Here is a 14,971-nt window from a genome sequence, read left to right on the forward strand (position 1 = left end):
TGCGCTTGGTGAAGTTCTGGTAAACGCGGTGGATATAACCGGTGTGACAAAATCTGCGCAAATTATTCGGACAAGCACGTTAATCTTGAGGTGGAAGGCACAGTTGGGGATTTATTTCCCCAATTTTCACACCCACCCTCAGGAGAATTACTAATGACCGCCACTATCCCAGGGCTCGTCGGAGAGCTGCCGACTAAAAACGAAAAGCTTATCGGCTGGATCAGCGAGAACGTTGAGCTTTTCCAGCCGGACCAGGTGGTCTTTGTAGACGGCTCCCAGGACGAGGCTGACCGTTTGGCCGCAGAGCTGGTGGAAAAGGGCACGCTTATCAAGCTGAATGAGGAAAAGCGTCCTAATTCCTACCTGGCTCGCTCCAATCCTTCCGACGTTGCCCGTGTGGAATCCCGCACCTTCATCTGTACCGAAAATGAAGATGGCGCCGGCCCCACCAATAACTGGGCGCCGCCAGCTGCGATGAAGGAAGAAATGACGGAGGCATTTCGTGGTTCCATGAAGGGCCGCACCATGTACGTGGTTCCCTTCTGCATGGGTCCTATTAGCGATCCGGAACCGAAGCTGGGCGTTCAGCTCACTGACTCCGCCTATGTGGTGCTCTCCATGCGCATCATGACCCGCATGGGTGCGCAAGCCTTGGACAAGATTGGTGCCGAAGGCGATTTCGTCCACGCCCTGCACTCCGTGGGCGCCCCGCTAGAGCCAGGCCAGGAAGATGTGGCGTGGCCGTGCAATAACACCAAGTACATCACCCAGTTCCCGGAGACCAAGGAAATCTGGTCCTACGGTTCTGGCTACGGCGGCAACGCCATCCTGGCGAAGAAGTGCTACGCGCTGCGCATCGCTTCTGTGATGGCCAAGGAAGAGGGCTGGATGGCTGAGCACATGCTCATCCTGAAGCTCACCAACCCAGAGGGTAAGAAGTACCACGTTGCGGCCGCTTTCCCTTCGGCATGCGGCAAGACCAACCTGGCTATGATTGCCCCGACCATTCCGGGCTGGAAGGCTGAGGTCGTCGGTGACGATATTGCTTGGCTGCACCTGCGCGAGGACGGCCTCTACGCAGTCAACCCGGAAAATGGCTTCTTCGGTGTGGCCCCTGGCACCAACTACGATTCCAACCCGATTGCCATGCAGACCATGGAGCCAGGCAACACCATCTTCACCAACGTTGCGCTTACCGACGACGGCGATGTCTGGTGGGAGGAGATGACCAAGGAGGCGCCGGAGCACCTCATCGACTGGACTGGTCAGGATTGGACTCCGTCCTCCTCCACTAAGGCTGCGCACCCGAATTCTCGTTACTGCGTGCCGATTTCCCAGTGCCCGAGCGCCGCTCCGGAGTACGACGACTGGCAGGGCGTGAAGATCGACGCCATCCTCTTCGGCGGCCGCCGCAAGACCACCGTTCCGCTGGTAACCCAGGCCTTTGACTGGAACCACGGCACCATGATCGGTGCCCTGCTGGCTTCCGGCCAGACCGCTGCAGCAGAGGGCAGTGTCGGCACCCTGCGCCACGATCCGATGGCTATGCTTCCGTTTATGGGCTACAACGCCGGTGACTACCTGCAGCACTGGATCGATATGGGTGAAAAGGGCGGCGACCGCATGCCGTCTATCTTCCTGGTTAACTGGTTCCGCCGTGGCGACGACGGCCGCTTCCTGTGGCCGGGCTTTGGCGAGAACTCCCGCGTGCTCAAGTGGATCATTGACCGCATCGAGGGCAATGTTGAGGCCGAGGAAACCGTCGTGGGCCACACCGCCCGCGCCGAGGATATCGACCTCGAGGGAATCGACTTCGATATCGAGGACGTTCGCGCCGCTCTTGCCGTCAACCCGAAGGACTGGGAAGGCGATATGCAGGATAACGCCAGCTACCTTAACTTCCTGGGCTCCCGCGTGCCGTCCGAGGTGTGGGACCAGTTCCACGCCCTTAAGGAGCGCGTCGAGAACGCTTCTTAAGGACTAGGCCTAGCTAGCCCCCAGCGACGTCGGCGTTGCTGGGGGCTACTTTTGTAGCACCAACGTCAGGTTAGACACCGCAAACTCCCGCACCCCTGGTACACGGGTGAGCCACCAAGCCCAGCTGGGGTGGTAGCGGGGGAAGGCGAATTGGAGCGCGCCGGTGCGCTGTGCCCAGGCAAGGCCGGCGGAGCAGGGGACGTCGAAAAGCGAGGTGCCGAAGACGTTCTTGGGTGGATGTCCGTGGCGGCGGGTATAGCGGTTGCGGGCAAACTCGCCGCCAATGTAGTGCTCCCACAGGCCGGTCTCGTGGCCGCCAAAGGGGCCGAGCCACACCGTGTAGCTCAGGATGGCGAGTCCACCGGGGCGGGTCACGCGCAGCATCTCCTCCCCCATATCCCAGGGATTGGGGATGTGCTCGGCCACGTTGGAGGAATAGACCACGTCAAAGGAATTATCGGCAAAGGGCAGGTTGGTGCCATCGCCGCGCACGGAATTGCTCAAGTGGATGCCGGCCGCAGACATCTCGCCGGCGTCCGGCTCCAATCCCACGTAGCGAGCGCCGCGCCGGGCAAAGGCGTCCGCAAAATAGCCAGGGCCGCCGCCGACATCGAGCACCCGTGCTCCGAAAAGCTGCACGCCCAGGTCGCGGCCGAGGTTATCCACCAGCGCGGCCGTATCCTCCGCGAGCCCGCCGTAGAAAATCTCCGGGCGCGTCTGCTCAAAGCGGAAGGAACGCAGCAGCTGAATGGAGCGGCGGAGCGTGGCCATCTCACGGGTATGTCTCATAACCCACTAGGCTAATACCTCACGATGAAGATTCTTTTACTATGCTGGCGCGATTCCACCCACCCACAAGGCGGTGGTTCGGAGCGCTACTTGGAACGCGTGGGCGAGTACTTAGCATCCCAAGGCCACGAGGTGGTCTTTCGCACCTCCAAGCACATGAATGCCGCCCACCGCGAGGTGCGCGACGGCGTGCGCTATAGCCGCGGAGGCGCCAAATTCGGCGTATATCCGCGTGCCTGGGCGGCGATGCTGGCCGGCCGCCTGGGGGTGGGAGACCTGCGCGGGGTGGATGCGGTAATCGATACCCAAAACGGCATCCCCTTTTTCGCTCGCCTGGTGTCCGGGGCGCCGACGGTGCTGCTTACTCACCATTGCCACCGCGAGCAATGGCCGGTAGCGGGCCCTCTCCTCAGGCGGCTCGGTTGGTTCCTCGAGTCCCGAGTGGCCCCGCGCGTCTACCGCGGCGCACCTTATGTGACCGTGTCTGAGGCCTCTTGTGAGGATTTAGAGGCGCTGGGCATTAAGGGCGCGCACATCATCGCCAATGGCCTGGACCCCGTTCCGGACCACGTTCCTTCCCTGGAACGAGAGGCCGAGGTGCACCTAGTCACGCTCTCGCGCCTAGTGCCGCATAAGCAGATCGAGCATGCCATGGATACGGTGGCGCAGACCCCGGGCGCGGTCCTGGACGTCATCGGCTCCGGCTGGTGGGAGGCTAACCTGCGTTCCTATGCCGAGGAGCATGGAGTAAGCGATCGCGTGCGCTTCCGCGGCCAGGTGACCGAGGACTATAAGCACGCTTTGCTGGCCCGTGCCGATGCCCTGCTGATGCCCTCGCGTAAAGAGGGGTGGGGTTTGGCAGTAATGGAGGCAGCCCAACATGGAGTTCCCACTGTAGGTTATACGTTTGGCCTGCGTGACAGCGTTATCAACGGCAAGACCGGCATCCTGGTAGAGCGCGAAGAGGACTTCGTGGCGGCCACTAAGCAGCTGCTTGCCGACGCCCCACTGCGCCGCACCCTTGGCTCCAACGCGCGGGATTTTGCCGCTAGCTTCTCGTGGGAGAAGACCGGCGAGCAATTCGCGGAATTGCTGCAAAGGCTAGTAGCGGGCACGCCATCCACAGGGCGGTAAGCGCCCATGGAACCTGCGGCTGCGGCGCGTTCGTTTCCGCGGCTATAGCACCGCCCACCACGACCACACCGACGCCGAGCTCGGTCAGCTGGTTCATATCGTGCTCTTTCCACGCGCGCAGCGCCGCCCGGTACTGCGGCGAGGCTTGGTCCACCACGGTCCCGTCTACGCTTAATTCCCCCGATTCCACCATGGCCACCGCCTTGGAGTAGGGGTCGACGGCTACGCCGCCGGGAACCTCCACGAGGTTGGCACGTTCTGGGAAGAAGGCCACGCGGCCGTCAATCGCGCGCACCAACTGCTCATCTATCCTCGTATCCCGCGGCGCGAGCACCGCGAGGCGTCCCGGAACGGGCAGCAGCTGTACGATTGCAGCCACGGTTGCCAGTGCTGCCGGCAGATTCGGCAGTGCCCCCAGCGAGGCCACATAGAGCGGCAACGCCAGCATGGTCAGTTTTCCGCTATCGCGCAGCAGCGCCGCCCCCGGTACGTGATCGATGAACCACACCAGAGCACCGGGAACCAGCCAGAAGAATATCGCCCCGCCGAGACCAATCGCTGCGAGGATGCTCAACCGCGCGGGAACCCGCCACGCCCCGAGTACGGCGATGACCGCCACGATGACGCCGCACACGGCGAACCCGATGGCCGCCTCCGCATTCCAGATGCCGCCGAGCCGCAGTAGCGCGCCTGCGGTGCCGACGTAGTCTTCTGCCCGCGGGCCAAACGCGGCCACCGCTGCTGCGGTATCGCCAGGCGCAGCGGGATTGAACATGCCCGGAATGGCCCACGGCAAACACAAGACCACGCCGGCGAGCGCTACCCGCTTGCGGCAGGTCACCGCCGCGGTCACCACGGCAAAGAGACCACCCGTAGGGGTAAGCGAAGCTCCCCACATAGCCAGCCACGCCACCCAGCTGTGCCTTCTTCCTGCCCACGCGATGACCGGCAGCAGCCACGCGGCCACCGCAAGCGACCACTGGCCCTGCAGGAGACGCTCGATGACGAAGGGATTGGCCACCGCCACCGCCATCGCGCTCACCGCGGCGACTGTAGAGCGTGCCCAGCGCGCCGCGGTGAGCGCGGAGGACGCGGCGGCGGCAAAAATGAGCACCCGCGCCGCCCACGCGCCGCCCACGAGAGCAAGGAAACCATCTTGCGGTGCATTGCGGGCGGGCAGACTGCCGCCACCAAAGGCAGAAGGGGAAAGCGCCGGATGGTCAAGCAACGCCATATCGCGCCACAAGAACTCGCCGGGCAAGGCAAAGGGCCAGCACACCGCGGCCACAAGGAGGGCGCCCCAGCTAAGGAGTAAAATACGCCTAGCCTTCACGGTGTCGGCGCATGTACATATAGGCGGCACAGAGCAATAGACCAACGCCGATGGCCTTGCCGGCCCAGCCGACCACCATCAAGGCGCGAATGGTGCGAATGACCGGGCGCACCTCATCAAGGCGCTCCGCGCGGGTCTCATCGGACCAGCGCAGATCGGCGGCAAAGATGGAGCGGTCCTCCGTATCATCATTCGCCACCATGGTGCCGGCCTGTTTTTCATCCGCGGCGAAGAAGATCTTGATGTTCTCCCGCAGGTCCACCATGGTGCCGGTGGTAGGTTCGACGGAGATATCGCGGCCGATGGTGTAGAAGGGCTCCACCGTGACCCGGTCAGTAGCATCCAGGCCGAGGAGCTCGCGCGACTCGGCGTCGTAGAACCGCTTCGCCGGTCCGGAGATACGAAAATCCTCGGCCGCTAGCTGCCGCTCGCCGGTGCCGGTATCGACCTCGGCGGTAATGCTTTTGCGCATATCAGCCAAGGAAATGGGCTGGATATCGTGGTGGAAAGAATAGGTGGGGATACCGTCGAACTTTTCCGTCGTGGTGAAGTCCACCGCCGTGGAGGATTGCGTCGCTAGATCGAAAAACGGATAGGAGCGCTGCTCGGTACCGGAGGGAAAGAAGTAGTTGATCCCATCGCGCTCGAAGTCGGTGCGGGCCATGCCGGTATCCAAAGCCGGTAGGACAAATTTCCAATTATCTTTCGGCGCGGCAACAGGGTAGGTGGACTCGCGGTTCAACACGGAATGCTCCGTGATCTGGGCAAGGGGAGTATCCCCGGCGAGCAGGCGAGAGAGCGAATCGGAGTTAGCGAGCGCATCATCTTCTGCTACCTCGGAGGTGGTGGTATTGCGCTCGATAGTAAGCAGGTCGTGGTGCAGGTAGCACCACATGGGCACCTGCTTTTCTTGGCATTGCGGGTCCTTGCTATCGCCGGTGGCTTTGGCTCCGGCGATGAACTCGGGCGCTTCCATCCACACGCCGGCCGATGGGGCGGTGACGGTGTTGATGTTTTGGTCGAAAGCCAGCGGTCGGGTCTGATTGTTATATAGCGGTGGCACCACGGTGCCCAGCACCAAGAAAATGACGGCGGCAATGACAACCCACGCCAGTGGCGAGCGTGGCCAAAGGTAGCGTTTCATTGCAGTAAAATGTCCAATCAGTTTCAGGTCGATCCGGGGTTAGGAGCAAGCGTGCAGCCGCAGGCATCTGTGAAAAGCGTACCCCAGCATCTGCCGGAGCTAGATGGTCTACGCGCGGTCGCTTCCCTTGGAATCATTGTCACCCACGTGTCTTTTCAGACCGGAACTGGGTGGGGGTTTGCTGGGCGCTTCGATTTTTTCGTGGCCGTTTTCTTTGCACTCAGCGCCTTCTTGCTGTGGCGCCGCCGTGGTTTGCACACCTTATCCCGCTACGCGCGCTCGCGCGTAGCGCGCCTTTTGCCGGCCTATTATGCCTGCGTGGTGGCGGTGATGCTCCTGCTTCCCGACGCTCACTCGCTCTCCCCCACCCAGCTGCTGAGCAACCTCACCTCCACCCAGATTTATGTGGTGGACGGGCTAGCGCCGGGGCTTACCCACCTATGGTCGCTATGCGTAGAGTTCTTCTTCTACCTTGCTTTGCCTTTGCTGGCGTGGCTTTTTGGGGCGCTGCCGCGGCGCTGGCGGGTAGCGGCCATCGCGTTGGGCGCCGTTGTTAGCTGGGCCTGGGGCTTTGTTCCCTTTGTGGCCGATTACGCCAAGGACCAGGTCAATTCGCAGATCTGGCCACCGGCGTATGCTTCGTGGTTTGCCGTGGGAATGCTGGCCGCGGAATGCGAAGAAGCCGGTGTTAGCCGGCGCGTGCAGCGCGTGCTGCGGCCGCGCTGGGCATGGTGGCTCGCCGCGGCGGTGGTGCTGTGGCTTGCCAGCCGCGAGTGGTTCGGGCCGCAGGGACTGGTGCATCCAGAACCGGGCGAATTTTCCCGCCGCATCATTGCGGGAGCAGCCTTCGCCGCAGTCGTGGTGGTACCGGTAGCGCTTGCCCCACGGGATAAGTCCTGGCTGACCAGTCCGCTCATGCAGGCACTGGGCGCGTGGTCCTATTCCATCTTCTTATGGCATGTGGCCATTCTGGGACTGGCGTTTCCGCTTACCGGAGTGCCGCTGTTTAGCGGGAAGCCCCTGGACTTTTGGGTGATTCTGGCCGTAACGGTGGTGGTCACCGTTGTGGTCTCGGCCGCGAGCTATACGCTCATCGAGTGTCCCGGCCGGGATCTTCTCCTTGGTCGGAGGCGAAAAGACAGGCCACGCCCGCGGCACACAAGCAGCTAAGCAGGAGCGAATCGCCCGCATAGGATCCCGATGTCCACGGCGCGCGGGCCAGGATCGCCCCGGCCGCCGCCACGACACCGGGCGCGAGGTAGGCGCGCGGGATGGTGGTCCAGCGCAGTATTAACCAAGCCGAAACGGCCGCGACCGCGGCCGGCCAGCCAGTCAGGGCCAGCGCGCCGAGTGCGACCACGGCCGAGGCAGCGCCGCCGCGCGGCGCGCGCCAAGTGGGTCGGGACGGGCGGCGCGCGGCCGCCAGGATGCACAGACCAAGGGCAAGTAACCCCAGCGCACCGCCGAAGAGGAGGGTGGCGCGGTAAACCGGTTGGGCGCTAAAGGTCATGCGGAAGTCTCCGGAGCGGCCGGCTGGAATGACGAAAGCTTGGGTGGCTGCATCGATCTCGCGCGGGGTGAGCTCTTCCTCGCCTAGGTAGCCGCGCAGGCCCTTATTGAAGGCGCGACCGGTGACCAAGAGGCGATCCTCATCAGCGGCTGCAATCGAGTACCCGGTGGGCTCGGAAGAGCCTGCTGGTTGCCAGCCCTTCTCGCGCAGGCTCACCCACGGCCCAGTGGTGCGCACGCGGTGCGCGCCAGGGCTAAGGGTGAGGGATTCGCCGGGGGAGTAGCGGTGGGCATCGATAAGCACGGGCTTGGTGGAATCCACCGTCACGCTCATCGGGCGCGGCGCCGTGAAATCGCGGATGAGCACGCCGGTATCCTGCAGCATTTGCTGGAAGAAGAATTGGTGCACGTCAGGGGAGGTATCCGGGACGGTCACCACGCGCTCGACCGGCTGGCCTTCTACCTCTAACTCCGCGATGCCGGTGCGGTGGGATAGCTCTACGCGGATGGCCTCGGTATCGCCGCCGGGAACGCGGACTTCCTGCGAGCGGAAGGGCTGCAAGTCCACTTCTACGGCCGCGCTGCCGGAGCGCACGGTTACCGCGGTGGCGCTGGTGGCCATGAGCTTGAGGCGCGGCTGGGTGAAAGAACCGCGCAGTTCAATCCACCCGGCATCATCGCCCGGCGCGGGCCACCAGGCGGTGGAGTTCTCCCCGTCCACAGCGGCCGTGGGGGACTTTTTCGGCTGGGCCCCGCCAAAGGCCGTGGCATCGGCAGCCGAGGAGGAGACCGCCACGGAACCGCCGTGGGTTTCTACCTGGGTAAGGGGCCCAGCGGAGGGATAATCGCGCAGGCGGTTATTCACGTGGCTGGGATCGTCCGCGGCCAGGGGCGCGGAGATAGGGCCATCGAGGGTGCCGTAGTTGCGGTCCGTGAGCGCTGGGGTATCGGTGACGATATCGGCGTCGCGATCGACGAGCTGGCGGGTGGTGGGGGTGGAGTGGGCATCGAGAAGCGCCAAGGCTTCACCACCGCCGGCCACGCGCACTGGATCTGTAGGTCCTAAGGACATGCCGGCGTGGTTGAGCAGGATGACATCGACCTCGCCGAAGCGATGGACCTCGCCGCCAAACTTGCTGGCTAGGGCCTCGTCCTCCCCGGTGAAGAGATCGTGGCGCACCATGACCGCGCCGATGCCCAGGCGCTGCAGGGAGCGCACGCCGGTGGCCGGATCTTCCTTGAGCGCGGCCATCACACCGTCGAGCCCGCGGATGGCCTCTGGGGGCACGAGTGGAATGGCATCGCGCACGGCCCAAGGGACATCGAGCAGCGGCTGGGCCGGCTCGTCGCGCGTCCATCCCCAGGTCTGCCGGGCAAAGGACGCCTCTGGGTAGATAAGGGTGCGGGTATCGGTGGCATGGGTGTTGATAAAGTCCGTGGCCTCGTGCCAGTAGGAGGGTACCTCTTTATAGGCACCCAGCGGCAGCAAGCGTTGCGACCATGCCGGGGAAACCACCGCGATGCACAAGAGCAGCGTCAGTGCGCCGAGCGTTTGCCTCTTGGTGGGGCGCAAACTCCTCGGTAGTGGAAGATGGGCGCAGGCGCGCGCCACGCCTAACAGCAGCGGGATGCGCACCAGCGGATCGAATTTATGCAGGTTGCGCAGCGCGGCCAGCGGTCCATCGAGCGCATCGAGGTACCACGCCGCCTGGCAGCCCAGGACCGCGATGCCCACCACCAGCATGACGGACCACACGCGCGGCAGTTTGGTGAGCCCGTAAATGCCCACGGCCGCAATTCCCATGGTGACCAGCACAAAGAAGGACTCGGTGGCAAGCTCATAGCCGGCCACGCGCTCGGTATCAACAAACGGCGTCCAGCTCGTGGTTCCGCGCAGAATCTCTGGCAGGTTAAGCCAGCGCGTGGTCACGCGAGCGGATTCGATGAATTCCGTAAACGGCGGGGCATAGCGGCCAAGCACGATAAGGGGACCGATCCACCAGGCCGATACCGCCAAGCACCCCAGGAGCCAGGCCGCGCCGGGTTTAAAGGCGCGGCGGTAGAGCAGGACTACTGCGGCCGGAGTACACGCCGCGATGGTCGCGGTAGCATTGACCGCACCCATAAGCGCCACGGGGATGGTGGCCGCGGCGGCATCACGCCACGTGAGCTTGGCATTGAGGAAGGGCAGGATAACCCAGGGAGCGAGCATAACCGGCCAGGTCTCAGAAGAAATGGCGGTCAGGGTAGAAAGTGTGCGAGGCGAGAGCGCGTAGAGCATCGCCGCAACCCAGACCCACCAGCCACGCAGGCCCACCTTGCAGGCGAGCTTATGGAAGCCGATGAAGCCGATGCTTAAGACCAGCAGCCACCACAGGCGCTGGGCCACCCAATCGGGCAGGGGCTGGGTTAAAACGAAGAATGGGCCCTGGGGAAAAAGATAGCCATAGGCCTGATTCTGCAGCTGTCCCAGGGTAAAGGTGTCCGTATAGGCGCTTAGCGCCCCGTGGAGAAAGTGCAGCGGATTGGCCGCCAGATCATGCTTAGTGTCGGCGGCCGTCAACCCCCACGGCTGCACGAGGAGGATTAGCGCTAGGGCAAAGATCCCCAGCGGGTAGGGGCGGGCGAGCCGCCCGCGGAGGGTACGCACACCTAGTTGCGGGATCCGTACTCAGGGCCGCCCAAAACCGCATCGGAAGCAGAAACCGCATTGCCTTCCGGCACGGTATCGGTGCCGGAGAATTGTGCGATGCCGATGATGGTGATGACGCCGAGCGCGATGCCCACAACAGCGCTACCGATGGCAGGGCCAAGGGTGCGCTTGTTCAAAGAATCGGTTTCCAGAGCCATGGCTAAAGATACTAGCAGCTATTTAGAAGTATTCTGCCTCATCATCGTCCGCGTCATCTTCGTTTTCCTGCGGCACGATGAAGACGGGAAGTCCGGCATTGCGCACAATCTGGTCGGCGGTGGAGTTAGTCCACCAAGCGCGGAAGCCGGTCAGGGCGCGGGTGCCGGTGACGATGACGTCCACGTCTAGCTCGTGTGCTGCATCAATGATGGCGGAGGAAATAGTGGTGGCGGATTCCACCAAGTGGGCGCGGCCGGCTAGGCCCAGACTTTCGGCCAGCTCGATGCCCTGGCGGCAAATCTTTAGTGCCTCTTCATAGGCCGGATCCTCTTCGACGCCGTCCGGGGAGACGGTGGACTGGTGCATTCCGGTGCGGCTGACGGCGCGGGCGGTCTGCCGGGCTACCGGCTCCCAGGCGGTGAGGATTTCTACCGTGGTGGGCCGCAGCAGCTGGGACGCGTACTCGAGGGCGCGGCCGGCTCGTTCGGTGCCATCGTAGGCAATTAGCATTGTCTCGCCGTTACTCATGTCACTAGTCTACCCACCGCTTGCGACAGAACGCGAGGAATATTGCACACTAGAAGGCATGAAAACTCCGCGCATCCTTGCCAGCCTCGCCCTCGTGACGGCCTTGGGCGCCTGCTCTACCTCCATCCAGGAGGACAATGAGAGCCAAAACTCCACCACTCCGGCTGCGTCGAGCTCACCTGCCGCAATGCATGAAACGCACGAAGAGACCTCGGAGGAGGCCGCCCCGCAGCAGGATATCCGCGCCATGGCTGCCTCCGTGTTGATGCCCCCAGCCACCAACTATGACGATGCCAAGGCCAAACTAGATGCCGGTGTGGGCGGAATCTTTATCCCCAGCTGGGCGGATCCCAACCTGCTGCAGGAAGAGGGCGGCGATATTAATGCCCTGCGCCAGGAGGTGGGCCGCGACTTCGAAGTTTCTATCGATTTTGAAGGCGGGCGCGTGCAGCGGTTTTCCGACGTCCTCGGGGAGTACCCTTCCCCGCAACAGATGGCGGCCGAGCGTTCCCCGCAAGAAGTGGAGCAGCTGGCTCACGAGATTGGCACCAGCCTCAAGGCGCACGGCATCAACGTGGACTTTGCCCCGGTGCTCGACGTCGATGGCAACGGCCTAGAGGTGGTGGGCGATCGATCCTTTTCCACCGATCCGGTCCAAGCAGGCGAGTATGGCGCGGCCTTTGCACGCGGGCTGGATTCCGCTGGGGTCAAGGCCGTATTCAAGCATTTCCCGGGACACGGCCGCGCCTCTGGCGATACCCACCTGGCCGAGGCCGTTACCCCGCCGCTAGAAGAACTAGAAGGCCACGAGTTCATTCCTTTTAAAACCGCCCTCCCTCAAGCGCCCAATGCCGCGCTCATGATGGGCCACCTCGCCGTGCCCGGCTTGGGCGATGGTCAGACTCCCGCTTCTATCCTGCCGGAGGCCTATGGCCTAGCCCGCGAGACCTTGCAGTACGACGGGCCCATCTACACCGATGACATCGGCGGCATGAAGGCGATTGCAGATTCGCTCCCGCTTGCCGACGCCGTCGTGGCCTCCCTCAATGCCGGCGCCGATATGCCCTTGTGGTCCACCGAAGGCGATATTAATGCGGTGATCGACGCCGTCGTCGGCGCCGTCAACGACGGCCGCCTGCCACTCGAACGCCTTGCGGACGCCGCCCGCCATGTCAGCGCTCCCCCGACCGACGCTGCACCCGAGCCCGCACAGGACTAGGAAAAATGCCACTAAAACCGTTAACCTTTAAGGCGTGAAAAAGGCAGAAGGAAAAAATGGTGCTAAAGGCTGGCTCATCGCGCTCGGCGCATTGGTCGGCCTTGTCCTGATCGCGGGCATTGCTTATGCCTGGGATGTCGCAGCAAACCAGGACAAGATTCCGCGCGCCGTTTCCGTCAACGGCGTGGATATTTCCGCCATGGATCGCACCGCCGCCGTGGAGAAGCTCGAAGATGAGCTCGCGGGCGTAGAAACCGAGCCCGTGAGCGTTACCTCCGGCGACCTCCACACGGAACTCGTTCCCTCCGAATCGGGCCTTGCCCTGGATAACCAGCGCGCCGTAGACAATATTGAAGAACCTTCCCTCAATCCTTTTACCCGCCTGTATAGCTTCTTCCGCCCCACCCGGGATATTCCGGTGGAGACCAACGTGGATGAGGTACAGCTGCAACCGGCTCTGGACCGCGTGAAGAAGGATCTCTCCACCGATCCAGTTGATGGCATGTTGGAGCTCAACAATGGTGAGCTCAAGGTCACCGACCCCAAGCTCGGCCAAACCGTAGATGCCGGCACCCTGCACAATGCAGTTACGGATAATTGGCTCGATTCGGAGGGCGTAAACGTAGACCCAGAAGAAGTAGAGCCAGCCATCAATGATGCGGCTATCGAGGCCATGCGCACTGGCGATGCCGCCAAGGCGCTGGATAATCCCATTACCTTGAAGGCCAAGAATAATGTCAGCGCTACCCTGAATAAGCCGGAAATCTCCCAGTTCACCAGCATTGAAAAGAAGGACGGCAAGCTTAAGCTCGCCGTGGATACTAACCGCGCGCAAGAGCTGCTGGCCGAGCGCTCCGAGGGTGCCGATGTCCCCGGCGTAAATGCCAAGATTTCCTTCAATGGCAACGACAAGCAGATCACCCCGTCCGAAGATGGCGAGATCATCGACTGGGAGCCGACCATGAAGGACTTTGACAAGCGCGTGACCGGCGATGACCGCGAGTGGGATGCTACCTATAAGCCGGACCCGGCAGAGTTCACCACCGACGATGCCAAGAAGGCGACCTTCAACGACACCGTGGGCGAGTTCACCACCGAGGGCTACTCGGCTGCTTCCGGCAAGAATATCGAGCTGGTAGCCCAGCAGGTCAACGGTGCCGTGGTCAACCCAGGCGAGACCTTCTCCCTCAACGGCCACACCGGCCCGCGCGGCACTGCCCAGGGCTACGTGGAATCCGGCATCATTATTGATGGCCACTCCGGTTCCGCTGTCGGCGGCGGCATTTCCCAGTTCGCCACCACCTTGTACAACGCTGCCTATTTTGCGGGCATGGAAGATACCGCCCACACCCCGCACTCGTACTACATTTCCCGCTACCCTGCCGGCCGCGAAGCCACCGTGTACGAAGGCGCCATCGACCTGCAGTTCACCAATACCTTCAATACCCCGGTCCGCATTGAGACCGACTTCGGCGGCGGCAAGATTACCGTGCGTTTGAAGGGCACCAAGACCATTGACGTCGAGTCAGTAAATAACGGCCGCTGGGCTAAGACCGACCCACAACCGATGTCCGTGCCCGGCAGCGACTGCTCGCCTTCCTCTGGTGCGCCAGGCTTTACGACGTCCGATACCCGCATCATCAAGGACCTCGGCGGCAAGGAGCTTTCCCGCGAGACCACCACCACGGTCTACGACCCGCAGCCCATCGTCCGCTGCGGCTAACGTCGAGTAATGACCCCAGTGTATTTTGATGTTATGAAGGCCCGTGAGTAGATACCGAAATTTCAGGGCAACCAAGCACCACGTAAGATGGGGGAGACTGCACTGGTCTGTTCCGCTACTTGTGGGTGGTTAATCTACGAATTGTCCGCTAGGAGTTTGCTTTCAGCTTGTGGCGACGGTGTAAAGCGCCCAGATGTGCTCAATTCCCCTCATATGGGTTTCGTGGTTTGGAGTCGTATACTCAATGTATGAAAAAGACGACCCTCTCCCTCTCTCACCGCAGCACTATTTACTCTCACTGGATGCTTCGCGTCGGAAGATTCAATCCTAGACTGGACTGCAAGCGAAGCCCGCGATAAATGTCATGAGCGGGTTGCCGATAAATTGAAGTCCCCGTCCACGGCTGAGTTTGAAGACGATTCTGAATACACCACCGAAAAGGAAATGGACGGAACCGTGTGGCGTATCCGGGGGCACGTTGATTCTCAGAATGATTTTGGGGGTGTGGTTCGTTCGGAGTGGAGCTGCGCTCTACAGCCCCGCGAGGATGATTCGCCCATCGTGAGCGTGCGAGTGCGGTAGCTACCGTTGCAGCTACCATGTGCTGAGTGCATGATGAATACAGGCCCACCCCCGGCAGGCTATCTGTGCAGGTGATGGGCCTAATTGTGTATGGAGCCGACGACGGTGTCTGAGTTCATGACATATTTGACAGTCTGTGGCTGAGGGAATCGTCGTGATGCTTGACAGGTCAGCCGCGACAT

11 protein-coding genes are annotated in these 14,971 nt (G+C 62.4%); 5 read left to right on the forward strand and 6 right to left on the reverse strand.

Translation table 11 applies throughout. The annotated features are described in order from the left end of the window. Positions 1-153: 153 nt before the first annotated feature. Positions 154-1,977, forward strand: a complete 1,824-nt coding sequence (locus tag QP971_RS10485) for a phosphoenolpyruvate carboxykinase (GTP) (protein ID WP_284811767.1) — start codon at positions 154-156, stop codon at positions 1,975-1,977. A gap of 45 nt (positions 1,978-2,022) precedes the next feature. Here the strand turns inward: QP971_RS10485 and QP971_RS10490 are convergent, their stop codons facing one another. After that, the gene (locus tag QP971_RS10490; RefSeq protein WP_284811768.1) at positions 2,023-2,766 is read right to left on the reverse strand and encodes a class I SAM-dependent methyltransferase; all 744 of its coding nucleotides are present in this window, start codon (positions 2,764-2,766) and stop codon (positions 2,023-2,025) included. 24 nt (positions 2,767-2,790) lie between these two features. On the opposite strand from QP971_RS10490, the gene QP971_RS10495 reads away from it, so the two are divergent. Then, on the forward strand, positions 2,791-3,900 hold the full coding sequence (locus QP971_RS10495; protein ID WP_284811770.1) for a glycosyltransferase family 4 protein: 1,110 nt from the start codon (positions 2,791-2,793) through the stop codon (positions 3,898-3,900). Here the strand turns inward: QP971_RS10495 and QP971_RS10500 are convergent. Together QP971_RS10500 and QP971_RS10505 are read right to left on the reverse strand one after the other, a co-directional pair. Continuing rightward, a complete protein-coding gene (locus QP971_RS10500; RefSeq protein WP_489687071.1) occupies positions 3,815-5,263 on the reverse strand; it encodes an MmpA family trehalose lipid delivery protein in 1,449 nt (482 codons plus the stop codon). The genes QP971_RS10495 and QP971_RS10500 overlap by 86 nt on opposite strands. Then, on the reverse strand, positions 5,223-6,377 hold the full coding sequence (locus QP971_RS10505; protein WP_284811774.1) for a PorA family protein: 1,155 nt from the start codon (positions 6,375-6,377) through the stop codon (positions 5,223-5,225). The genes QP971_RS10500 and QP971_RS10505 overlap by 41 nt, the downstream gene beginning before the upstream one ends. A 9-nt stretch (positions 6,378-6,386) precedes the next feature. Here QP971_RS10505 and QP971_RS10510 point away from each other — a divergent pair, with 9 nt between their 5' ends. Continuing rightward, complete coding sequence (locus QP971_RS10510) at positions 6,387-7,547, forward strand: acyltransferase family protein (protein WP_284811776.1); 1,161 nt, start codon at positions 6,387-6,389, stop codon at positions 7,545-7,547. Here the strand turns inward: QP971_RS10510 and QP971_RS10515 are convergent. From QP971_RS10515 to QP971_RS10525, 3 genes are read right to left on the reverse strand one after another with little or no spacing between them, the layout of a single operon-like run. Continuing rightward, positions 7,468-10,536, reverse strand: a complete 3,069-nt coding sequence (locus tag QP971_RS10515) for an alpha-(1->3)-arabinofuranosyltransferase domain-containing protein (protein WP_284811778.1) — start codon at positions 10,534-10,536, stop codon at positions 7,468-7,470. The two genes, QP971_RS10510 and QP971_RS10515, sit on opposite strands and share 80 nt — an antisense overlap. A gap of 2 nt (positions 10,537-10,538) precedes the next feature. Next, positions 10,539-10,736, reverse strand: coding sequence for a DUF2613 domain-containing protein (locus tag QP971_RS10520; protein WP_005325448.1), 198 nt, complete (start codon positions 10,734-10,736; stop codon positions 10,539-10,541). Between the two features lie 22 nt (positions 10,737-10,758). Beyond that, positions 10,759-11,265, reverse strand: a complete 507-nt coding sequence (locus QP971_RS10525) for a universal stress protein (RefSeq protein WP_225746322.1) — start codon at positions 11,263-11,265, stop codon at positions 10,759-10,761. A gap of 58 nt (positions 11,266-11,323) precedes the next feature. Between QP971_RS10525 and QP971_RS10530 the strand changes: the two genes are divergently transcribed. Beyond that, positions 11,324-12,484 carry a glycoside hydrolase family 3 N-terminal domain-containing protein gene (locus QP971_RS10530; protein WP_284788777.1) on the forward strand — a complete coding sequence of 387 codons (1,161 nt, stop codon included), beginning with the start codon at positions 11,324-11,326 and terminating at the stop codon, positions 12,482-12,484. A gap of 34 nt (positions 12,485-12,518) precedes the next feature. Continuing rightward, complete coding sequence (locus tag QP971_RS10535; protein ID WP_284788776.1) at positions 12,519-14,207, forward strand: VanW family protein; 1,689 nt, start codon at positions 12,519-12,521, stop codon at positions 14,205-14,207. The last annotated feature ends 764 nt before the right edge of the window (positions 14,208-14,971 follow it).

This window comes from Corynebacterium marquesiae (assembly GCF_030229635.1).
Classification (GTDB): Bacteria; Actinomycetota; Actinomycetes; order Mycobacteriales; family Mycobacteriaceae; genus Corynebacterium; species Corynebacterium marquesiae.